Here is a 23,446-nt window from a genome sequence, read left to right as displayed (position 1 = left end):
CGTCATGGAATTTCCAAAAAAAGCAGAAATTATTGCAGTCGGTTCAGAGCTGTTGCTTGGCCAAATCGCCAATACTAATGCTCAATTTATCAGCAAACAGCTCGCTGAAATCGGAGTAAACGTATTTTATCATACAGCAGTCGGAGATAATCCGGAGCGGCTGAAGCAGGTCATCCGCATTGCAGAAGAACGCTCTGACTTCATTATTTTTTCAGGAGGTCTCGGACCGACAAAAGATGATCTGACGAAAGAAACGATTGCAAATGCGCTGGGACGTCCGCTTGTGTTAAATGATGAGGCATTTCAATCTATTGAGGATTATTTCAAGCGAACAAAACGCACGATGTCACCTAATAACCGCAAACAGGCGCTTGTGATTGAAGGATCTGACGTACTTGCGAATCACTTTGGAATGGCTCCGGGAATGCTCATAGAGCATGAATCGCGCTTTTATATGCTTCTTCCTGGGCCGCCAAGCGAGTTGCGTCCAATGGTTGATAACGAGGCAAAGCCTCTTCTGCTGAAAAAGATGGGCTCAAATGAAAAAATTGTGTCAACCGTTCTTCGCTTTTTCGGTATCGGCGAATCCCAGCTTGAAGCTGATTTGGAAGATATCATTGATGCACAAACGAACCCGACAATCGCTCCTTTGGCTGCCGACGGTGAGGTGACGCTGCGTCTGACAGCCAAGCATGCAGATGAAAAGGAAACAGAGCGTTTGTTAAAAGAAACAGAGGCTCTTATCCTAGAGCGTGTCGGTGAATTTTTCTACGGCTACGATGACACTTCCCTTGTCAAAGAGCTTTCTAAAGCATGTAAGGAAAAAGGCATTACGCTTTCCGCGGCGGAAAGCTTCACCGGCGGGCTGTTTTCTGAGTGGCTGACCGATCTTAGCGGCGCTTCAACATTATTTGCCGGCGGCGTCGTTTGCTATACAAACGACGTGAAGCAGAATGTGCTTGGCGTTAAGAAGGATACATTAGAGCGTTTTGGCGCAGTCAGCAAGGAGTGTGCTTTAGAGCTGGCAAAAGGTGTTCAAAAACTCACTGGGAGCGATATCGGCATCAGCTTTACCGGTGTAGCAGGACCTGATGCTCAAGAAGGGCATGACCCTGGACACGTGTTTATCGGCATTTCAGCAAATGGAAAAGAAGAGGTTCACGAGTTTCACTTTGCTGGCTCCAGAACGGGAATCAGAAAACGCGGCGCTAAATATGGCTGCCATTTAATCTTGAAGCTTTTAGAGCAAAAATAATATTTTCAGCACATTATCCTCCTAAGAAAACATGATTTCTCTGATACATTATGATATTTTGAAAGAAATCACGCCAAGAAAAAATCCGAATATGCGTTCGCTTTTTTCTTGGCAAATCCCTTCAAACAGGGTATAGTATATGTAGTGGTAACATAAAGGAGGAAAAAATAGAATGAGTGATCGTCAGGCAGCCTTAGATATGGCTCTTAAACAAATAGAAAAACAGTTCGGCAAAGGTTCCATTATGAAACTGGGAGAAAAGACAGATACAAGAATTTCTACTGTTCCAAGCGGCTCCCTCGCTCTTGATACAGCACTGGGAATTGGCGGATATCCGCGCGGGCGGATTATTGAAGTATACGGACCAGAAAGCTCTGGTAAAACAACTGTGGCGCTGCATGCGATTGCTGAGGTTCAGCAGCAGGGCGGACAAGCCGCGTTTATCGATGCGGAGCATGCGTTAGATCCGGTATACGCGCAAAAGCTCGGTGTCAATATCGAAGAGCTTTTACTGTCTCAGCCTGACACAGGCGAGCAGGCGCTTGAAATTGCGGAAGCATTGGTTCGAAGCGGTGCAGTTGACATTGTTGTTGTTGACTCAGTGGCGGCTCTCGTTCCGAAAGCGGAAATTGAAGGCGACATGGGAGATTCGCATGTCGGTTTACAAGCACGCTTAATGTCTCAAGCCCTTCGTAAGCTTTCAGGGGCTATTAATAAATCGAAGACAATCGCGATTTTCATTAACCAAATTCGTGAAAAAGTCGGCGTTATGTTCGGGAACCCGGAAACAACTCCTGGCGGTCGTGCGCTGAAGTTCTACTCTTCCGTGCGTCTTGAAGTGCGCCGTGCTGAACAGCTGAAACAAGGGAATGACGTAATGGGGAACAAAACGAAAATCAAAGTCGTGAAGAACAAGGTGGCTCCGCCGTTCCGCACAGCCGAGGTTGACATTATGTACGGAGAAGGTATTTCAAAAGAAGGCGAAATCATTGATCTGGGAACTGAACTTGATATCGTGCAAAAAAGCGGTTCATGGTACTCATATGAAGAAGAGCGTCTTGGCCAAGGCCGTGAAAATGCAAAACAATTCCTGAAAGAAAATAAAGATATCATGCTGATGATCCAGGAGCAAATTCGCGAACATTACGGCTTGGATAATCACGGGGTAGCGCAGCAGCAAGCTGAAGAGGCACAAGAAGAATTCGAATTTGAAGAATAAAAATAAAATCAGTTTGAAATGATACAAAAGGCTGGGGGAAAAAACTCAGCCTTTTTGTATTTTGCAAAAAAATGATAAAAATATTGCTTTTTTTGACAACTTTTTCAGTGCTTCATTCGTCTAACAAAACGTGTGCAAAATGGAATTTATTTTGGGAGGAAAAAATGAATGACAAGCCCAACCCGCAGAAGAACTGCGAAACGCAGACGGAGAAAACTAAATAAGAGGGGCAAACTTCTGCTTGGTTTTTTAGCAGCGATGATTTGCTTTACGATGTGGAATGTGCTTCATCGAAATAGTGAAGAGAACGAGCCATCTCAAGAAACTGCAGCAGCTTCAGATACCAGCCAGAAAAAAGAAGTCAAAAAGAAAATCGCCAAAAAATCAAAGGAACAAATCAAAACAGTGGACCGCAACCAAAAAATCAGCAATTATTTAAATGAGATCGGTTTCAGCGGAACAGCCATGATTGTCAGAAATGGCGAAATCATAACAAATAAAGGTTTTGGTTATGCAGACCGTAAACAAAAAATTCAAAATAATCCGTTGACATCTTTTTATGTCGGTTCGTCACAAAAAGCGCTGATTGCAACCGCTATTTTGCAGCTTGAGGAAAAGGGAAAACTTCAGACAAGTGATCCGGTAAGCACGTATTTACCTCATTTCCCTAACGGACAAACGATTACTTTGAAAAATCTGCTTACACATACATCGGGAATAAACGGACATATTGAAGGAAACGGCGCAATCACTCCGGACGATTTAATAAAAGACATAGAACGTCAGGGAATTAATCGCCAGCCGGGCGTATGGGACTACAAGGATTCCAACTATTCTGTTCTTGCTTATATTGTGGCTGAAGTAAGCGGTGAGTCCTATGAACAATACATAACGAATCATATTTTTAAACCGGCGGGAATGAAGCATGCAGGCTTTTACAAAACATATGAAAAAGAACCTTATCCTGCTGTCGGGTATAAGCTGAAAGGCAGCAGAACGGTTACACCGTATATACCTGATCTATCTCAGCTGTATGGAGCCGGTGATATTTATATGAGCGCTATAGATATGTACAAATTTGACCAAGCGCTGATAGATGGAAAACTGTATTCGCAAAAAAGCTATGAAAAGATGTTTACCCCAGGGAGCAGTTCCACATACGGTATGGGATTTTATGTTGCTCCCGGTAGCTATTCAAACCATGGTGTCATGCCGGGCTTCAACGTCTTGAACAGCTTTAGCAAATCTGGGCAAACCATTGTTGTTTTGTTGTCAAACATTCAAAATAACGCTAAACTGGGCCAAGTGAACAATAAAATATATCAGCTGCTGAATCAAGAATAAATCTGATCTGCTTTTGGAAGGATTGCATACAGTACGTTAAAAGGCGGCTGTATGCAAACGTTAAGATGGCAAGCTTGACAAGTATTTCCGACACATTTACAATGAAGTTGTAACATTTGTTTTTTTAACATGATTGTTAAACCATTTTAAACTTGACAAGGGCGATGAAAATACTCATTCCCTGTGAAGGTTCTGTATGTTGAGAAAACTAGACAATGTACATGCCGACACTTATTTAAGCAACAACCAAGTTCATAGCAAGAGGAGGTGAAAGTATGACCCCAATTATGATGGTTCTCATCTCCATTTTGCTGATTCTACTCGGTTTAGTTGTTGGCTACTTTGTTCGTAAAACCATTGCCGAAGCAAAAATTGCGGGCGCACGCGGTGCAGCCGAGCAAATTCTTGAAGATGCAAAGCGTGATGCTGAAGCACTGAAAAAAGAAGCTCTGCTTGAAGCAAAGGATGAAATCCACAAACTTCGAATAGATGCTGAACAGGAAGTTCGTGAAAGACGAAATGAGCTTCAAAAACAAGAAAACCGTTTACTCCAGAAGGAGGAAAACCTTGATCGTAAACATGAGGGAATTGATAAACGGGAAGCGATGTTGGAGAAGAAAGATCATTCTCTGAATGAACGACAACAACATATTGAAGAGATGGAAAGCAAAGTGGATGAGATGATTCGTATGCAGCAGTCAGAGTTGGAACGGATTTCGAGTCTGACTCGTGATGAAGCAAAACAAATCATTCTTGAGCGGGTTGAAAACGAGCTTTCACATGACATCGCCATCATGACAAAAGAAACTGAAAACCGTGCGAAAGAAGAAGCGGATAAGAAAGCGAAAAACATTCTTTCACTCGCCTTACAACGCTGCGCAGCGGACCACGTTGCCGAAACAACGGTATCAGTTGTCAATCTTCCAAATGATGAGATGAAAGGACGTATCATCGGACGGGAAGGGCGTAACATTCGTACGCTTGAAACGCTGACAGGAATTGACCTGATTATTGATGATACGCCTGAAGCTGTCATTCTTTCCGGATTTGATCCGATCAGACGTGAGACAGCAAGGATTGCTCTTGATAAACTCGTTCAGGATGGCCGTATTCATCCGGCACGGATTGAAGAAATGGTTGAAAAATCTCGCCGCGAGGTCGATGACTATATTCGTGAGATGGGTGAGCAAACGACATTTGAGGTTGGCGTTCACGGCCTCCACCCAGATCTCATCAAGATCCTCGGCCGCTTAAAGTTCCGTACAAGCTACGGTCAAAATGTGCTTAAACATTCTATGGAAGTCGCATTCTTGGCCGGTTTAATGGCATCGGAGCTTGGGGAAGACGCAAAGCTTGCTAAACGTGCGGGACTTCTTCACGACATCGGGAAAGCAATTGACCATGAAGTAGAAGGAAGCCACGTTGAAATCGGGGTAGAGCTTGCAACCAAATATAAAGAGCACCCAGTCGTGATTAACAGTATTGCATCACACCACGGGGATGAAGAGCCGACTTCCATTATCGCTGTGCTGGTAGCTGCAGCAGATGCGCTTTCAGCTGCAAGACCTGGCGCAAGAAGCGAGACGCTCGAGAACTATATTCGAAGACTTGAAAAGCTCGAAGAAATTTCTGAGTCCTACGAAGGTGTTGAAAAATCATTTGCCATTCAGGCTGGACGTGAAGTGCGTATTATGGTGAAGCCGGATTCAATTAATGATCTTGAAGCTCATCGACTGGCGCGAGATATCCGTAAGCGAATTGAGGACGAGCTCGATTATCCAGGTCATATTAAAGTGACAGTAATCAGAGAAACTCGAGCCGTAGAGTATGCAAAATAAAGTGATGCGCTAAGCATCACTTTATTTTTTTGACGGCCAAGGAATTTTTAAGATAGAAGGGATTTACAAAATGAGAATTTTATTTATCGGAGATGTTGTTGGTTCACCGGGCCGCGACATGGTAAGAGAATATGTACCAAAGCTAAAAACAAAATATAAGCCACACTTTACCATTATTAATGGTGAAAATGCCGCACATGGGAAAGGCCTGACTGAAAAAATTTATCACAGCTTAATCCAGGCCGGCGCAGATGCCATCACGATGGGGAACCATACATGGGACAAAAAAGAAATTTTCGATTTTATAGATGACGTTCCCAACTTGGTTCGCCCTGCAAACTTTCCGGAGGGAACGCCGGGAAAAGGGATGACCTATGTGAAAGCAAACGGCAAAGAGCTTGCCGTCATTAATTTACAAGGCCGCACGTTTTTGCCGCCGCTTGATGATCCGTTTTTAAAAGCGGATGAATTGATTGCTGAAGCTGCGAAAAGAACACCGTACATCTTTATTGACTTCCATGCCGAAGCGACAAGTGAAAAGCTCGCACTTGGCTGGTATACGGACGGACGTGCTTCAGCTGTTGTTGGAACTCATACACACGTGCAAACAGCGGATAACCGTATTTTGCCGAAGGGTACAGCATATATTACTGATGTAGGAATGACTGGACCATATGATGGTATACTGGGGATGGACAGAGAAACGATTATTAAGCGATTCAAAACGAATCTTCCAGTCCGTTTTACTGTCGCTGAAGGAAAAACAACACTGAGCGGAGTCGTCATTGACATTGACGATCAAACGAAAAAGGCTGTCAAAATTGAACGTATTCTAATCAATGATGATCACATGTTCTTTGAATAATTGAACATATGGTTATTTTATAAAAATATTAAAAAGAAAAGCAGGAATATAGCAACTCCTTAGTGAATATAGTAAAAATGGAAGGTAGCCCGCTATTTTTGAAAAGCATTGTGGGGATGGCTTTTTGGATAGCAACATCTAATAATGATTGTTCTAATGAACACTCACTTATCCATTGTAAAACTAAGGGGGAGCAGAAATGGAAATCTTAAAAGTTTCAGCAAAATCGAGTCCAAATTCAGTGGCAGGTGCGCTTGCAGGTGTGTTAAGAGAGCGAGGAGCCGCCGAGATTCAAGCGATTGGAGCGGGTGCATTAAACCAAGCTGTAAAAGCTGTGGCGATTGCCAGAGGATTTGTGGCGCCTAGCGGCGTTGATTTGATTTGTATTCCGGCTTTTACAGATATTCAGATCGATGGGGAAGAAAGAACAGCGATTAAATTAATCGTGGAGCCTCGCTAAAAACAAATAAAGCATTCTCAACCTGTTTGCCTAGGGCAAACAGGTTGTTTTTCATTTATCGTGATATTTTCTTCCTATAGTATTTTCAGCATATAAATCGCGGAAATACAAAAGTCAGAAATGATCCGGAACGTTTCAGAAAAAAATTTACGCCCATTTTTCAAGACGGATACTTTTGTATTCCTCAGAAAGACAGTGCTGTTTACGCTTATTCCATATCATGGTACAATCCGAATGTAACAAGAATTTTTCAAGGAGGATTGTACATGCAGAGTGGAAAGATGAAAGCTCTTATGAAAAAGGACGGGACGTTCGGTGCTGTGCTGACTGAAGTTCCCATTCCTGAGATTGATAAACATGAAGTCCTCATAAAAGTGAAAGCTGCTTCCATATGCGGCACGGATGTGCACATTTACAATTGGGATCAATGGGCACGACAGAGAATCAAAACACCCTATGTTTTTGGCCATGAGTTCAGCGGCATTGTTGAAGCAGTAGGAGAGAATGTGGGCAGTGTAAAAGTGGGAGAGTATGTGTCTGCGGAAACGCATATAGTCTGCGGTGAATGTGTTCCTTGCGTAACCGGAAAATCTCATGTTTGTACCAATACAGCTATTATTGGGGTGGACACGGCTGGCTGTTTTGCGGAGTATGTAAAAGTTCCTGCTGATAACGTTTGGAAGAACCCCGCTGATATGGATCCGTCGATTGCTTCCATTCAAGAGCCTTTAGGAAATGCGGTTCATACAGTGCTTGAAAGCCAGCAGGCAGGAGGAACCACTGCGGTCATTGGTTGCGGACCGATTGGACTTATGGCTGTTGCGGTTGCAAAAGCAGCAGGTGCTTCTCAGGTGATAGCGATAGATAAAAATGAATACAGGCTGGCGCTTGCCAAACAACTGGGAGCTGCACGTACTGTTTCGATTGAAAAAGAAGATCCGCTTAAAATTGTAAGCGCTTTAACGGATGGGGAAGGAGCAGATCTCGTTTGTGAGATGTCAGGCCATCCCTCAGCGATTGCCCAAGGTCTTGCGATGGCTGCGAATGGCGGAAGATTTCACATTCTCAGCTTGCCGGAACATCCGGTGACAATTGATTTGACGAATAAGGTAGTATTTAAAGGACTTACGATCCAAGGAATCACAGGAAGAAAAATGTTTTCCACATGGCGGCAGGTGTCTCAATTGCTCGGGTCAAACGTACTCGACCTTTCACCTGTGATTACCCATCAGTTTCCGTTAGAGGAGTTTGAGAAAGGATTCGAACTGATGAGAAGCGGCCAATGCGGAAAAGTAATTTTAATTCCATAAAAGGGGGATAAACATGACGAAGGAATTTGAGTTTTTAAAAGCAGAGCTTGATAGAATGAAAGAAAACCATACTTGGCAGGATATAAAACAGCTTGAATCAATGCAGGGCCCATCTGTTACTGTGAATCATAAAAACGCCATTCAGCTTTCTTCTAATAATTACCTCGGATTTACTTCACACCCAAGACTCATCAAAGCCGCGCAGGAGGCTGTTCAGCAATTTGGAGCCGGCACTGGATCAGTGAGAACGATTGCCGGCACATTTACAATGCATCAAGAGCTTGAGAAAAAGCTGGCGGCCTTTAAAAAAACAGAGGCGGCACTTGTATTCCAATCAGGCTTCACAACAAACCAAGGCGTACTTTCAAGTATTCTCTCAAACGAAGATATTGTCATCTCAGATGAGTTGAATCATGCCTCTATTATTGACGGAATCAGACTGACAAAGGCAGATAAAAAGGTGTATCAGCACGTCGATATGAGTGATTTAGAGAGGGTGCTGAGAAAATCAATGAATTATCGGATGCGTCTGATTGTGACAGACGGTGTATTTTCCATGGATGGCAACATAGCCCCTTTGCCTGATATTGTAGAGCTCGCTGAGAAATATGACGCATTTGTGATGGTAGATGATGCCCATGCATCAGGAGTGCTTGGCGAAAACGGCAGGGGAACAGTGAATCACTTCGGTCTGGACGGCAGAGTCCATATTCAAGTAGGAACGCTAAGCAAGGCAATCGGAGTGCTCGGCGGCTATGCTGCCGGTTCAAAGGTGCTGATCGATTATTTGCGCCATAAAGGCCGTCCGTTTTTATTCAGCACGTCCCATCCGCCGGCTGTCACTGCAGCTTGTATGGAAGCAATTGATGTCTTGCTGGAAGAGCCAGAGCATATGGAGCGCTTGTGGGAAAATACGTCCTATTTTAAATCAATGATTGTGAAAATGGGTCTGACTCTCACGCAGAGTGAAACACCGATTCTTCCGATTTTAATAGGTGATGAAGGCGTTGCAAAGCAATTTTCTGATCAGCTCCTTTCACGCGGCGTTTTTGCCCAAAGCATCGTTTTCCCGACTGTAGCAAAAGGAAAAGCCAGAATTCGCACGATTATAACTGCTGAGCATACCAAAGAAGAATTGAATGAGGCGCTTGACGCCATCAAAAAGACGGCTAAAGAGCTCCAGCTATTGTAAGAGGAAGAGAGAATGCTCTTCCTCTTTTGATTCCTTATTGATTATTATTCTCAATGAGTGTACAATGATAGGTTGCCAGTTGTGCAGAGCTTCAAGAACCTTTATACTGGAGGGTGGAAGTTTGGTTTGAAAGGAGAAATCATGACATGAATGAAAAACAAAAATTAGAGAGCGGACAAGTTAATCCATCGGACAAAAAATCCGAGAAGGATTACAGCAAGTACTTTGAAGCTGTTTACATTCCGCCTTCCTTAAAAGATGCGAAAAAACGAGGCAAGGAAGCCGTTACTTATCATAATGACTTTAAAATTTCTGAAGAGTTTAAGGGGCTGGGAGACGGAAGAAAGTTCTATATCCGTACGTACGGCTGCCAAATGAATGAACACGATACAGAGGTTATGGCAGGGATCTTTATGGCGCTCGGTTACGAAGCGACGAACTCTGTTGACGATGCCAATGTCATTTTATTAAACACATGCGCGATCCGTGAGAATGCCGAGAACAAGGTATTTGGTGAGCTGGGGCACTTAAAAGCGCTGAAAAAAAACAATCCCGACCTGATTTTAGGGGTGTGCGGCTGTATGTCCCAAGAGGAATCAGTTGTGAACCGGATTTTGAAAAAACATCCGTTTGTCGATATGATTTTCGGAACGCATAACATCCACCGCCTGCCGGAGCTTTTGTCAGAAGCATACCTTTCAAAAGAAATGGTCGTAGAAGTTTGGTCCAAGGAGGGGGACGTTATTGAAAACCTTCCGAAAGTCCGGAACGGAAAAATTAAGGGCTGGGTCAATATCATGTACGGCTGTGACAAATTCTGTACGTATTGCATCGTGCCTTACACACGCGGAAAAGAAAGAAGCCGACGCCCTGAAGAGATCATTCAGGAAGTGAGAAGGCTTGCAAGCGAAGGCTATAAGGAAATTACTTTATTAGGCCAAAACGTAAACGCGTACGGAAAAGACTTTGAAGATATGACATACGGCCTCGGTGATTTGATGGATGAACTGAGAAAAATCGATATTCCGAGAATCCGTTTTACAACGAGTCATCCGCGTGATTTCGACGACCGCCTCATTGAAGTGCTCGCAAAAGGCGGCAACCTGCTTGATCACATTCATCTGCCGGTTCAATCAGGAAGCTCAGAGGTTCTGAAGCTGATGGCCCGTAAATATGACAGAGAGCGTTACATGGAACTCGTGCGAAAAATTAAGGCAGCAATGCCGAACGCATCTCTGACAACAGACATTATCGTCGGATTCCCGAACGAAACGGACGAACAGTTTGAAGAAACGCTTTCTCTATACCGTGAAGTGGAGTTTGACAGCGCCTATACGTTCATCTACTCTCCGCGTGAAGGCACTCCGGCTGCCAAAATGAAAGATAATGTACCAATGCGTGTGAAAAAAGAACGTCTGCAGCGTCTGAACGCACTGGTGAATGAAATTTCTGCTAAAAAAATGAAGGAATACGAAGGCAAGGTTGTCGAAGTATTAGTTGAGGGTGAAAGCAAAAATAATCCTGATATTCTTGCCGGCTACACTGAAAAAAGTAAACTTGTCAATTTCAAAGGACCGAAGGAAGCAATCGGCAAAATCGTCCGCGTGAAAATCCAGCAAGCGAAAACATGGTCGCTTGACGGAGAAATGGTAGGAGAAGCAATCGAGGTGAAATAAGATGACGCTCTACTCAAAAAAAGACATTGTGCAGCAGGCGCGAAACCTTGCAAAAATGATCTCTGAAACAGAGGAGGTTGATTTTTTCAAACGGGCTGAAGCACAAATCAATGAGAATGACAAAGTGTCTGCAATCATTAATCAGATCAAAGCCTTGCAAAAGCAGGCTGTCAATCTGAAGCATTACGAAAAGCATGAAGCGCTCAAGCAAGTAGAAGCAAAAATTGACGCGCTGCAAGAAGAGCTTGAAGAGATTCCTGTCATACAGGAATTCAGAGATTCGCAGATGGAGGTAAATGACCTTCTGCAGCTCGTTGCACACACCATTTCCAACCAAGTCACAAATGAAATCATCACATCAACCGGAGGCGACCTTCTAAAAGGGGAAACCGGTTCGAAGGTGAAGCATTCAAATAACAGCTGTTCTCTCTAAACACGGTGCCTTTCAGGCCCGTGTTTTTTTATATTCATGCTGAATATAATTGAACTAAAAAAACTATGTACTAAATGTTCGGTGTGCTTTTCTGATCTCGCCCGCGAAGAAACTTTATCGCACTTATAAGTAAAGTTTCTAGGCGCGCCTGCATACAATGGAACAGAAACTTTGTATTTTTATATTTTATTTATAAAAATGCACACTAGACAAATGCCCAGCATAAGATAACACGAAGAAGAACAAGGAGGCATGCCGGAATGTCTGAATACAGGGAAATTATTACGAAGGCGGTAGTAGCGAAAGGCAGAAAATTCACCCAATGCACCAATACCATCTCCCCTGAGAAAAAACCGAGCAGCATTTTGGGTGGTTGGATTATCAACCACAAGTATGACGCTGAAAAAATCGGGAAAACAGTAGAAATTGAAGGGTATTATGATATAAACGTATGGTACTCTTACGCGGACAACACAAAAACAGAGGTTGTCACAGAGCGGGTGAAATACGTAGATGTCATTAAACTCAGATACAGAGACAACAATTACTTAGATGATGAGCATGAAGTGATTGCGAAAGTCCTTCAGCAGCCTAACTGTCTTGAAGTGACCATTTCACCGAATGGAAATAAAATTGTTGTTCAGGCAGAAAGGGAGTTTTTGGCGGAAGTGGTAGGAGAAACAAAGGTTGTTGTTGAGGTTAATCCAGACTGGGAAGAGGATGACGAAGAAGATTGGGAAGATGAGCTTGATGAAGAGCTGGAAGACATCAATCCTGAGTTTTTAGTGGGAGATCCTGAAGAATAAACAAGGGACTAGGGGAGACAGTACCCCCAAGTCTCTTTTTTATATTGATATATCATTCTTTTAACACTTTTTGTTTATGTTATAATGAAGGCTGGAAAATAGAAACGTTGATACATAGTGAGGGATTAAACAATGGCCGGTTATACGCCTATGATACAGCAATATTTAAAAATAAAGGCAGAGCACCAAGATGCCTTTTTATTTTTTCGCCTTGGTGATTTTTACGAAATGTTTTTTGAGGACGCCAAAAAAGCGTCACAAGAGCTGGAAATTACATTAACGAGCAGAGACGGCGGCGCGGCTGAAAAAATACCGATGTGCGGTGTGCCGTATCATTCTGCTTCTGCGTATATTGAGCAGCTTATTAAAAAAGGGTACAAAGTCGCGATCTGTGAACAGACCGAAGATCCGAAATCTGCAAAGGGCGTTGTGAAACGGGAAGTGGTCCAGCTTATTACGCCCGGAACTGTAATGGACGGCAAAGGCATCCATGAATCAGAAAACAACTTTATCGCCTCTGTTTCCGCCTGTTCGAACGGGTTTGGGCTGGCGCTGTCTGATTTAACAACGGGAGAAAATTTGGCTGTCTTGATTGAACGGATTGAAGACGTCATATCAGAAATTTATTCAGTCGGCGCACGGGAAATCGTGGTTTCCGGAAGTATGGATGCCGATACGGTCGCACTGCTGAAAGAGCGGTGCGGTGCAACGATCTCAATTGAAGACGGAGAAACAAACGAACACGTAACGATCATTGAGCACTTAAATAATGAGGATATAACAAAAACATTTTTGCGCCTATATACGTACCTGAAAAGGACCCAAAAGCGCAGCCTTGATCATCTTCAGCCCGTGCAGGTGTATGAGCTTGAGGAAGCGATGAAAATTGACTTGTACTCAAAGCGAAATCTGGAGCTGACTGAAACGATCCGTTCGAAAAATAAAAAAGGCTCCCTTTTGTGGCTGCTGGATGAAACGAAAACTGCAATGGGAGGCCGGTTGCTTAAACAGTGGATTGACCGGCCGCTTATCAGAGTCAATCAAATAGAAGAGCGCCAAGAAATGGTGGAAACACTGATGTCCCATTTCTTTGAACGGGAAGATTTGCGTGAACGTTTAAAAGAAGTATATGACTTGGAACGCCTTGCAGGACGTGTTGCATTCGGAAATGTCAATGCACGGGATTTAATTCAGCTGAAGGAATCGTTAAAACAAGTGCCCGGCATTAAACAGCTGGTTGCGTCACTGGCCCATGACAAGGCCAAGGAACGTGCGGAGCGCATTGATCCTTGCGGAGATGTGCTTGAATTGCTGGAAGAAGCGCTGTACGAAAACCCTCCTTTATCGTTAAAAGAAGGGAACCTGATTAAAGACGGATACAATCAAAAGCTTGATGAATACCGTGAGGCAAGCAGAAACGGAAAGGACTGGATTGCCCGCCTGGAACAGCAGGAGCGGGAATACACAGGTATTCGCTCTTTAAAGGTCGGCTTCAATAAAGTTTTCGGTTATTATATTGAAGTGACAAAAGCGAATTTGCATTTGCTTGAGGAAGGTCGCTATGAGCGAAAGCAGACGTTAACAAATGCAGAGCGCTACATTACACCTGAATTAAAGGAAAAAGAAGCGCTTATTTTAGAAGCGGAAAATAACATCTGCGAGCTGGAATACGAGCTGTTCACTGAGCTGCGTGAGAAAGTAAAACTGTACATTCCGCGTCTGCAGCAGCTTGCCAAACAGATGAGCGAGCTTGATGCTCTGCAATGCTTTGCGACAATCAGTGAAAATCGCCACTATACGAAACCTGAGTTCTCTAAAGATGAAGTTGAAGTGATTGAAGGCAGACACCCAGTCGTTGAAAAAGTCATGGACAGCCAGGAATATGTCCCTAACAATTGTATGATGGGCGATAACAGACAAATGCTTCTCATTACCGGTCCGAACATGTCAGGGAAAAGCACATATATGAGACAAATCGCGCTCATTTCCATCATGGCGCAAATCGGCTGCTTTGTACCCGCGAAGAAAGCGGTGCTTCCGATTTTTGATCAAATTTTCACGCGAATTGGCGCTGCAGATGATTTGATTTCCGGCCAAAGTACATTTATGGTGGAAATGCTAGAAGCCAAAAATGCGATTGTCAATGCGACGAAAAACAGCCTTATTCTGTTTGATGAAATCGGCCGGGGAACGTCCACTTATGACGGTATGGCGCTGGCACAGGCGATTATCGAATACGTTCACGATCATATCGGCGCCAAGACGCTGTTCAGCACGCACTATCATGAGCTGACCGTTCTTGAGGACAAGCTGCCGCAGCTGAAAAACGTTCATGTTCGGGCTGAGGAATATAATGGAACGGTTGTCTTTCTTCATCAAATTAAAGAAGGGGCTGCTGACAAAAGCTACGGTATCCATGTAGCCCAGCTTGCCGAGCTTCCGGAAGATCTCATTTCGCGCGCTCAAGATATTTTAAAAGAGCTTGAGCATTCAGGAAACAAACCGGAAGTGCCGGTGCAGAAGCCTCAGGTCAAAGAAGAGCCGGCCCAGCTGTCCTTTTTTGAGGAAGCGGAAAAGCCGGCTGAAGCACCGAAGCTTTCCAAAAAAGAAAAGCAAGTGCTCGATGCATTCAAATCACTTAATATATTGGATATGACACCGCTTGAAGCGATGAATGAAATGTACAAGCTGCAAAAGAAATTACATTAAAACGGGGTGATGAATGTGGCAAAAGTCATCCAGCTGTCAGATGAGCTTTCAAATAAAATTGCTGCCGGCGAGGTTGTGGAGCGCCCCGCCTCAGTCGTTAAAGAATTGGTGGAAAATGCGATTGACGCTGGCAGCACAGTCATTGAAATCGATATTGAGGAAGCAGGGCTTGCATCCATTCGGGTATTAGATAACGGCGAAGGAATGGAAAATGAAGATTGCAAGCGTGCTTTCCGCCGCCACGCCACGAGTAAAATAAAAGATGAAAATGATTTGTTCAGGGTGAGAACACTTGGTTTTAGGGGAGAAGCACTGCCGAGTATTGCGTCCGTCTCTCATCTTGAGATTACGACAAGCACCGGTGAAGGAGCAGGGACGAAGCTCGTCCTCCAAGGAGGAAACATCATTTCCGAATCACGTTCGTCAAGCAGAAAGGGAACTGAAATTGTCGTGTCCAATCTGTTTTTTAATACACCTGCCCGCTTGAAGTATATGAAAACCGTTCACACAGAGCTTGGGAACATTACGGATGTAGTCAACCGGATTGCGCTGGCTCATCCGGAAGTTTCCATCCGCCTGCGCCATCATGGGAAAAACCTGCTTCAAACGAACGGAAACGGTGATGTTCGCCATGTGCTGGCAGCGATTTACGGCACGGCTGTCGCCAAAAAAATGCTTCCGCTTCATGTGAGTTCTTTGGATTTTGAAGTAAAGGGATATATCGCCCTGCCAGAGATTACACGGGCATCGAGAAACTATATGTCGTCTGTGGTCAATGGCCGTTACATTAAAAATTTTCCGCTCGTTAAAGCGGTTCATGAAGGATATCATACGCTTCTGCCGATCGGGCGCCATCCAATTACTTATATTGAAATTACGATGGACCCGATTTTAGTCGATGTCAACGTGCATCCGTCAAAGCTTGAGGTCCGTCTCAGCAAGGAAACAGAGCTTCATGACTTAATTCGTGATGGAATTAAAGATGTATTTAAACAGCAGCAGCTGATTCCAAGTGCCCAGCTCCCGAAAAAATCAGCACCTGCCCTCAAAAATGAGCAGCAGTTTATGACCTTTGATGAAAAGCCTGCTGAAGAAAAAGTTCCGGAAAAAACGGTTGCGACATCTTATTCACCAATGAAGCTTAGTTCAGTGGTAAAAGAATCAATTGATGTGGAGGAAGAATTGCCTCCTCTTCAATTTGCAGCGCCTCCTATCGTTGAACGGGAACAAAGCAATAAGGTGCCTGATGTATCAGAAGAACAGCCTGAAACATTTGAGCAGGAAGAATACCATGAGCAACAGCCGGAGCCAACATCTGAGCGCGTTCCGATTATGTACCCGATCGGACAGATGCATGGGACTTATATACTGGCACAAAATGAAAACGGCTTATATATTATTGACCAGCATGCTGCGCAAGAGCGTATTAAGTACGAATATTTCCGCGAAAAGGTAGGAGAGGTTGAGCCTGAGGTGCAGGATATGATCGTGCCGCTGACGTTCCACTATTCTACGAACGAGGCGCTGATTATTGAACAGCACAAACAAGAGCTCGAAAGCGTCGGAGTCTTTTTAGAGTCCTTCGGCTCCAACAGCTACATCGTCCGCTGCCACCCAGCCTGGTTTCCAAAGGGAGAAGAAGCCGAGCTGATAGAAGAAATCATTCAGCAGGTGCTCGACTCCAAACATATTGATATTAAAAAACTGCGCGAGGAAGCGGCGATTATGATGAGCTGCAAGGGCTCCATCAAAGCAAACCGCCACCTCAGAAATGACGAAATCAAAGCGCTTTTGGACGACCTCCGAAGCACATCAGACCCATTTACATGCCCGCACGGCCGTCCGATCATCATTCACCACTCCACTTATGAGATGGAAAAGATGTTCAAACGCGTGATGTAGCGGGGGAGTAAGATGATAATTAAGCATTGATCCATTTTTTGAATGGTTCAATGCTTTTTTGTACTGATTTGGAGTCATAAAGAATATCCCTCTGTATAACAAAATTGTCATTTACAGGTAAATGGAATTGATGTATATTTTGGATAGGGGGGTGGAAACATGGCAGGTGGTCCAAAGGTAATTATCTTTTTAGATGAACTTGATGATCCGAATGTAAGAATAATTTTAGAATGCAGAATTTAAATTATTAAATCATTGTGTTTTGCTTCCTGTTCGAGTGAACAGGGAGTTTTATTTTTGATTATAGAAGGTTTTTTTCGCTTTATAACTAGTAATGTCAAACTCGGCCAAATTAGACGATGACAATGATATAAATGCAAAAAAGCTTACATAATCATAGGCTGCAATTTTAAGCTGCTCTCCTATTAGGCTGGTCATCAAATGCAAGTTCAATGAAAGCCATCAATGCTGATATCACAAAAAGCAAGACATCTGGAATATATAGAGACTGCATAAAGTAATCCGCAAAACAAATCGTTATGAAATTGCTGATAAAGTACAGGATAAAAGCAAAAAGTGCAGTCTTTTCCAATGAAAGTGATTTTGCCAGAATTATAGAGACAATCATTGTGAGTGGGTCTATGATCAAGCCTGCAGCAAAACAGACTAAAATAAATAAAACTAATGTTTGATTGGAATCGTATGTGATGCCCAGTATAGAGAATAACCCTTTCATTCCGAAGAAATAGCAGCCGAAGATCACCGCTAGTGCAATGACAACGATAAGAATGATGGATACAAGTTCGAATAATTTCGAGCTCAGCTTTATCTCTTTAAACTTCTCGTTCTGTTGTTTTTGGCTCAAGCACGACGCTCCCTTCACATGCTTACTTACCCATTGTAATATGAATCTCCTAAGCTATTTTAATGAAAACAGTAAGAGTCGAGATCCCATTAAATCACCGGAAAACAGTATAACATATTTTGACAAAAACTTAAAAAGCCCTTTTCTAGCGAAAAGGACTTTCTTTTTCATATTAACTCCTGAGATTCTCTGAGGCTTTTTCTTTTTTCGGCCAGATAAAATAGCTGGCGGTAAAGAGAAAATCAATACCTAAAATGACTGTCCATGTTTTAAGAATGCCGCTTAATGCCTCGGTTCGGGCAGAATCATTGATGAAGTAGATCATTCCTGCTAACAATCCCGCACCAATAAGGTAGGCCAGCACGTGTCTTATCCAGCTTTTTGCATAGTGCTTGGCATAATCCATTCCATAACGCTTCAGCGGTTTGGCTCCTTGTTTTGTCACATAATATTGAAATCTTTCATCCGCCCATTGAATCATTTGCTTTCCATAAGCGATCGATATACCAATGTAAACAGCCGCAATACCATGGGCAGCAGTCGCTGAGGCTCCGCGGTAAAGGTCCACAGCAGTTGCTGCTAATAAGATTAAATCGATAACTGGGGTTAAGGTCAAGAATAACAATCCTAATGTACGTTGTTTGAATAGGTAGCGTACAGCAAGCCCTAAAACAATCACGACCCAAAACGCAATTTCACAGAAGACAATCATCCATGCGATACCGTTCAATCTATTCCCCTCTTTTCAATACAGTTGTATTATTTAAACAACATTTTACCATCTTCATTTTTATAACACAACTGTATTATAAAAATTGCTCTCTCATTTTTTTCTTGTTACAATAAAGCTATGCCAAAACAAATTGACCATGAGAAAAGAAGAAAACAAATTGCAGAAGCGACGTGGCGCGTGATTTTAGAACGGGGGATGGAGGGGGCATCAGCCAGAAACATTGCAAAGGAAGCAGGATTGTCTTTAGGGGCGCTGCGCCATTATTTTTCTACTCAGGATGAGCTGCTTGTTTTTGCTATGAAACTTGTTCAAGAAAAGGTGATGGCCCGTATTGAGGACATTACAGTGAGGGATTTGCCCCCTAAGGAAAAAGTGCTGCAGATTTTGCTTGAAATTGTGCCAACAAATGAAGAAACCATTAGAGAGATGGAGGTGTGGTTTGCTTTTACGGTTTACGCCCGACATAAGAAGGATATGTTTGATCCGAATCATGATGGGATTTACAGCGGAATGCGGAATCTGGTTGACTATTTAGATGAATTCAATTTACTGAAGCAGAATGTTGATAAAGACATTGAAGCTGAGAGACTTTACGCCCTTATTGACGGCTTGGCTTTACATGCGCTGCTTGACCCTGTACGAGTGAATAAAGACCGGATCAAACGTGTCATAATGCAACATGTAGAATCATTTTGTGTGGAAAGTTTAGAATGTCAAAACACGATACATTCTAAAGGGCCTATATTGTAAATGTTCTTTGAAGCAGCGCCTTTGAATAAAAAGCTCAAAGGCGCTAAGTAATCTTATTTACGTAAAGTGACTGTCAGCTGTGCTGGACATCAATTGTATATACTGCCCGGTCCGTTACAACCTTCAACCCTTCGTTTTCCTGGTGAATATGAATATCACCTAATAAAGGAATCTCATAGGCATTTTGCGGAAGCGGTACGTTCCCATCCTCAGTATAAGTTGTTCCTGCGCCTTCTAAAACAAGTTCTTCTTTGGCCACATAGTCATCAGGATGATTCGTGCTGCGTATACCCACTTTTTGTAGGTGAAGAACAATCTGATCCAAATCTGAAACCTCTTCATCGTGGGTCAATTCACCTTTTCTAATATCAAGGGTCTGGCCGACTTTGGATTCAAGCCATTGAGAAAGCTGTGTATTCGTGTTTGCCATCAATATTCCCTCCTTTTGATCTACACGATACTATTCCCAATTGCTTCATGTTTTACACGGGAGAGAGCGCTTCACCCTTTATGTATGAAACAATTCGCTGTTCAGAGCCTTGATATAACGTTCAGCGGAACGCTGGACTGCTTCACCGGCGTTTTCTCTGACAACTTTAGAAAAAGCATTATAAAGCCGGTTGAATTGAAGCGGTTTCACTTTGGCTGCTATTTCTTCAACTTTGGAAGCGGGAAGGGGAATGAGATTTGGATAGCTGTACATAAAGCTGACCCAGTTCTGATCCGCCGCAACCGTAATAATATCTCCCGTCAAAAGACAGCCTTTTCCTTCGTTGCCCTTGCTCCAATAGAGAACTGCCCCGCCTTTAAAATGTCCGCCCAGACGGTAGAGGTCCAGTCCCGGCTTTATCTTGAGAGTTTCACCTGATGGTCAAGGTATGAAATACAATCCCATAGCACGTTGAAGCCCTCATGCCGGATAAGAAATGCTGTCTGTCCGATCGCAAACTCTGGTTCAGTTTTGATGCTATAAAGATGTTCTTCTTCCTTTTTGAGGGTGTTTTGAAGGTTTGCTTTCTCACGCAGGTCTTCAAGGGTTGTCCATGACTGTCCATCCGGATGAATATACTGCCTTTCTTCGTCGCAAATCAGGCATGAGCTAGGTGGATTTACAGTTTGCGCATGTTGTACACCGCATGTGTTGCAGATATAATATGGCATTTTTCCCACTTCCTTCACCTATTTTCTCTTATTTTATCTCATGATTATGAAAATTCAAAACACAAAACCGGCAAGTCTGCTGAGCGAGAATTGCCGGCTTTTATGGTGCTGTCTATTGGCCGGGAACGGAATTTTCTGCGTTTACAGCGCCCGCTCCGTAAACATTTGGATCTTCATCTTTCCATTTATCTGTGCCATTTTTCAAGAGCTCTTTCACTTCATCAGGTGTAAGGTCAGGATTTTGCTGAAGGATTAAAGCCGCAATTCCTGCACAGATCGGTGTTGCCATCGATGTTCCTGACATTGTAAAGTACTGAGATCCTACACGGCTTGATTTTTGAAGCTTATCAATATAAGAATTCGGAGAGCGAAGGGAAATAATATTAACACCCGGCGCTAAAATATCGGGCTTTTCTTTTCCGTATACTGTCGGCCCGCGGCTTGAGAAGGAAGCGACCGTATCATCATCGCTGCTTGCGGTATTGTTATCGTCAAGGGCACCTACTGTAATCACCTTTTCGCTCACGCCCGGGCTTGCAATGGTTTGTGGATCAGGCCCTGAGTTTCCGGCAGCGACACAGACGACAATCCCCGCGTTCCACGCTTCTTCAACAGCTCTGACTAATGGGTCTTCCTGTTCATTATCATATCGAAGCGCATCGCCTCCGAGTGACATGCTGATAATATCAATTGGTTCATTCGGGTTGTCCTCATTGTATTGAATACACCACTCTACACCTTCAATAATATCTGCTAACGTTCCTGAACCTTGCTTGTTTAAAACCTTCACACCGATTAGATTGGCTTCCGGTGCAGGCCCGCGGTATTGGCCGGAAGAGGATGCCCCGCTGCTTGCGACATCACCTGCACAGTGTGTGCCATGGCCATTATCATCATACGGCTCTGTTTTCTGATTGACCATGTCCGCAAAGCCGACAATCCTGCCTTCTAAATCAGGATGCGGGTAGATTCCTGTATCGACAACAGCGACGGTCACGCCTTTTCCTGTCAGGGTCTGCCCATTTCTGACAACTTCCTTCGCATGGCTTGCTTCGGTTGCAGTGTCCAGTAGCGCTTTGACTTCGCGGTTTAAATACACTTTTCGGATATCACTGCATTCAGAAAGAAGCGAATGTAACGCTGAAGGGGTCACCTCGGCGCTGCAGCAATTGATTTTGTTAAAACGGCTTTTTAGCTTGCTGCGTTTTTCTTTTTGCAGCACCTCTCCAGCCATTTGGAAGCCGGTCTCGTGACAGCCTTCCTCAAATTCAATAATGACCGACATTTTTTTTCTGTTTTTCAATTTGGTTTCGAAAAACTGATGCAAGAAGCAAGGAGTCCATTTGAAGGGCTTGTAAAGCTGCAAGACGCTTTCGCGTAACGGCCAATCTAGCTTATGAGCATTTGCTCTCACCATTTGTACCATAGAGTACCCAAACATGTATTTTCCTCCTATTATAAGGTTCTCTGTATACTCTATGAACAGATGCTAGCTTTGGTAAGTTTGTTTGTCCTTTATAAGAAGCTGACAAGAGTTGGTTTTTATGAACCTTTCGAATCAGATACGAAAGGTTCATACGTCGTGGCAATCATTGGGGATTGAAAAGGAACGCTTGTTCGTATTATAATGTTGTCATATGAAACGCAAGGGGAGCGCAGCTGTATGAATTTCTTCTTACATCGGTCTTTGGAAAGCCAAATGCCAATCAGCATAATATATATGAAGAAAGACGGAACGATCAGTAAAAGAACGATTATTGTAAGACACAAAAGCAAAACGCAAATCAAAGCTTTTTGTTTTTCGAAACAACAGATTAGAACGTTTTTGTTAGACTCTATCCTCTCCTGTGATTTTGTGAGAACAAATAAGCAAAACATCTATTTTGCAGGCCGTTAACAGGCTGTCCGTCTCAGCATACCGGGCGGTCTGTTAATTGGCAAAATCCTCCTTAAACCTCTATACATTTAATTACCAAGTGAGGTTGTTCCTACCTTTTTTGTCTTTCCTCTCAATCTTTTTTCACTCATATTTGAAATGAACCGCTATTAACCGTGACAATCAATTGATTTTTTGAAACCGGGAACTTTTTCACTGATGATCTAGCGTATACAATGGTAAGATAAAACCTATTGGCTAAACCTCATATAATGAACTGTGCCATTCTTATGAAAGGAGTTAAACATGAGAAGATTTATACTAAATGTCATATTAGTCTTAGCCATTGTCTTATTTCTGAGATATGTTCATTACTCATTAGAACCTGAACCATCTAATCAGCCAGATACATATTCAAATTTCAGCAGCTTGGCAGAAAATGAGAGCCCAGCCGATTATGATATTTCCTATAATGAGAAAAAAGGAAGCAAAGTGTTAATTATGTCTCCGCACGGCGGAAGAATTGAAGGCGGAGTAAGCGAGCTTGTGCGGTATTTCAATAATGAATACTCTACATACCTGTTTGAAGGGCTGAAGTCACACGATAACCAAACGCTGCACATTACAAGCACCAACTTTGATGAGCCATTAGCTGAAAAAAAGATCAAAGAGCATCAATATGTGGTGGCTTTCCACGGATATAAAGGGGAGAACAAGAATACACTTGTTGGTGGCACAGATCGAAAGCGGGCGAAAATGATCGTAAAAGCCCTCAAGAGAAGGGGGTTTTCCGCTGAGCTAGCGTCATCTAAAAGCGGTCTTGCTGGATTGAACGCCGAAAACATTAACAACCAAGGGGAAACGGGGCTGAGTATCCAGCTGGAAATCAGCCGCGAGCAGAGAGAAGCATTTTTCGATGATTTTTATTATAAGAATAGAAAATATACAAAGAACAGTGAATTTTATGCTTATGTCCGTGCGATCAAAAGTGTCCTTGAAAAAGAGTATTCGTAACAAGCAGATCAGAAGACAAAAGAAGCAAAGATCAGTAG

At 43.2% G+C, this 23,446-nt stretch carries 20 protein-coding genes and 1 pseudogene; 16 read left to right on the top strand and 5 right to left on the bottom strand.

Annotated features, from left to right (window positions below; all coding sequences use genetic code 11):
* The first annotated feature begins 4 nt into the window (after window positions 1-4).
* From MOC09_RS04355 to mutL, 13 genes are all read left to right on the top strand, one after another.
* Window positions 5-1,255, top strand: coding sequence for a competence/damage-inducible protein A (locus MOC09_RS04355; protein WP_268369682.1), 1,251 nt, complete (start codon window positions 5-7; stop codon window positions 1,253-1,255).
* Between the two features lie 172 nt (window positions 1,256-1,427).
* Window positions 1,428-2,474: a recombinase RecA gene (gene recA, locus MOC09_RS04350; RefSeq protein ID WP_268358412.1), complete on the top strand. Its 1,047-nt coding sequence runs from the start codon at window positions 1,428-1,430 to the stop codon at window positions 2,472-2,474.
* Between the two features lie 168 nt (window positions 2,475-2,642).
* Complete coding sequence (locus MOC09_RS04345) at window positions 2,643-3,818, top strand: serine hydrolase domain-containing protein (protein WP_268369681.1); 1,176 nt, start codon at window positions 2,643-2,645, stop codon at window positions 3,816-3,818.
* Between the two features lie 275 nt (window positions 3,819-4,093).
* Window positions 4,094-5,656 carry a ribonuclease Y gene (gene rny / locus MOC09_RS04340; protein WP_003221010.1) on the top strand — a complete coding sequence of 521 codons (1,563 nt, stop codon included), beginning with the start codon at window positions 4,094-4,096 and terminating at the stop codon, window positions 5,654-5,656.
* A gap of 70 nt (window positions 5,657-5,726) precedes the next feature.
* Window positions 5,727-6,521 carry a 2',3'-cyclic-nucleotide 2'-phosphodiesterase gene (ymdB, locus tag MOC09_RS04335; RefSeq protein ID WP_268358407.1) on the top strand — a complete coding sequence of 265 codons (795 nt, stop codon included), beginning with the start codon at window positions 5,727-5,729 and terminating at the stop codon, window positions 6,519-6,521.
* Between the two features lie 199 nt (window positions 6,522-6,720).
* Window positions 6,721-6,981, top strand: a complete 261-nt coding sequence (gene spoVS, locus MOC09_RS04330; RefSeq protein ID WP_003154135.1) for a stage V sporulation protein SpoVS — start codon at window positions 6,721-6,723, stop codon at window positions 6,979-6,981.
* Between the two features lie 266 nt (window positions 6,982-7,247).
* Complete coding sequence (gene tdh / locus MOC09_RS04325; RefSeq protein WP_268369679.1) at window positions 7,248-8,291, top strand: L-threonine 3-dehydrogenase; 1,044 nt, start codon at window positions 7,248-7,250, stop codon at window positions 8,289-8,291.
* 13 nt (window positions 8,292-8,304) lie between these two features.
* Window positions 8,305-9,483: a glycine C-acetyltransferase gene (locus MOC09_RS04320; RefSeq protein ID WP_268358405.1), complete on the top strand. Its 1,179-nt coding sequence runs from the start codon at window positions 8,305-8,307 to the stop codon at window positions 9,481-9,483.
* A gap of 146 nt (window positions 9,484-9,629) precedes the next feature.
* Window positions 9,630-11,159, top strand: coding sequence for a tRNA (N6-isopentenyl adenosine(37)-C2)-methylthiotransferase MiaB (gene miaB / locus MOC09_RS04315; protein ID WP_268367301.1), 1,530 nt, complete (start codon window positions 9,630-9,632; stop codon window positions 11,157-11,159).
* 1 nt (window position 11,160) lies between these two features.
* Window positions 11,161-11,592, top strand: a complete 432-nt coding sequence (gene ricA, locus MOC09_RS04310) for a regulatory iron-sulfur-containing complex subunit RicA (RefSeq protein ID WP_268358403.1) — start codon at window positions 11,161-11,163, stop codon at window positions 11,590-11,592.
* Window positions 11,593-11,852: 260 nt separating this feature from the next.
* Entirely contained in the window at window positions 11,853-12,398 is a 546-nt protein-coding gene (gene cotE / locus MOC09_RS04305) for an outer spore coat protein CotE (protein WP_003231833.1), read from the top strand.
* Window positions 12,399-12,530: 132 nt separating this feature from the next.
* Window positions 12,531-15,107, top strand: a complete 2,577-nt coding sequence (gene mutS, locus MOC09_RS04300; protein WP_268369677.1) for a DNA mismatch repair protein MutS — start codon at window positions 12,531-12,533, stop codon at window positions 15,105-15,107.
* 15 nt (window positions 15,108-15,122) lie between these two features.
* On the top strand, window positions 15,123-17,009 hold the full coding sequence (gene mutL, locus MOC09_RS04295; RefSeq protein ID WP_268369675.1) for a DNA mismatch repair endonuclease MutL: 1,887 nt from the start codon (window positions 15,123-15,125) through the stop codon (window positions 17,007-17,009).
* A 409-nt stretch (window positions 17,010-17,418) separates the two neighbouring features.
* Here mutL and MOC09_RS04290 read toward each other — a convergent pair whose 3' ends face one another.
* Both MOC09_RS04290 and MOC09_RS04285 read right to left on the bottom strand, forming a co-directional pair.
* On the bottom strand, window positions 17,419-17,874 hold the full coding sequence (locus MOC09_RS04290; protein WP_268369673.1) for a regulatory YrvL family protein: 456 nt from the start codon (window positions 17,872-17,874) through the stop codon (window positions 17,419-17,421).
* Window positions 17,875-18,046: 172 nt separating this feature from the next.
* Complete coding sequence (locus tag MOC09_RS04285; RefSeq protein ID WP_268369671.1) at window positions 18,047-18,604, bottom strand: hypothetical protein; 558 nt, start codon at window positions 18,602-18,604, stop codon at window positions 18,047-18,049.
* Window positions 18,605-18,724: 120 nt separating this feature from the next.
* Here MOC09_RS04285 and MOC09_RS04280 point away from each other — a divergent pair, with 120 nt between their 5' ends.
* A complete protein-coding gene (locus MOC09_RS04280) occupies window positions 18,725-19,357 on the top strand; it encodes a TetR/AcrR family transcriptional regulator (protein ID WP_268369669.1) in 633 nt (210 codons plus the stop codon).
* 73 nt (window positions 19,358-19,430) lie between these two features.
* Here MOC09_RS04280 and MOC09_RS04275 read toward each other — a convergent pair whose 3' ends face one another.
* The 3 genes and pseudogenes from MOC09_RS04275 to aprX form a co-directional block, all read right to left on the bottom strand.
* Window positions 19,431-19,787, bottom strand: coding sequence for a hypothetical protein (locus MOC09_RS04275; protein WP_268360808.1), 357 nt, complete (start codon window positions 19,785-19,787; stop codon window positions 19,431-19,433).
* Window positions 19,788-19,865: 78 nt separating this feature from the next.
* Window positions 19,866-20,518, bottom strand: a pseudogene (locus MOC09_RS04270) (hypothetical protein).
* 112 nt (window positions 20,519-20,630) lie between these two features.
* On the bottom strand, window positions 20,631-21,959 hold the full coding sequence (gene aprX, locus MOC09_RS04265; protein ID WP_268369668.1) for a serine protease AprX: 1,329 nt from the start codon (window positions 21,957-21,959) through the stop codon (window positions 20,631-20,633).
* Between the two features lie 222 nt (window positions 21,960-22,181).
* Here aprX and MOC09_RS04260 point away from each other — a divergent pair, with 222 nt between their 5' ends.
* Both MOC09_RS04260 and MOC09_RS04255 read left to right on the top strand, forming a co-directional pair.
* A complete protein-coding gene (locus MOC09_RS04260) occupies window positions 22,182-22,415 on the top strand; it encodes a hypothetical protein (protein WP_268369666.1) in 234 nt (77 codons plus the stop codon).
* 285 nt (window positions 22,416-22,700) lie between these two features.
* The gene (locus MOC09_RS04255) at window positions 22,701-23,408 is read left to right on the top strand and encodes a poly-gamma-glutamate hydrolase family protein (protein ID WP_268360813.1); all 708 of its coding nucleotides are present in this window, start codon (window positions 22,701-22,703) and stop codon (window positions 23,406-23,408) included.
* Window positions 23,409-23,446 lie beyond the last annotated feature (38 nt).

Origin of the sequence: Bacillus sp. N12A5 (assembly GCF_026790125.1) — a bacterium.
Taxonomy (GTDB): Bacteria; Bacillota; Bacilli; order Bacillales; family Bacillaceae; genus Bacillus.
Note: the sequence above shows the minus strand (reverse complement) of the source record. Positions and strands in the feature narration are given on the sequence as shown.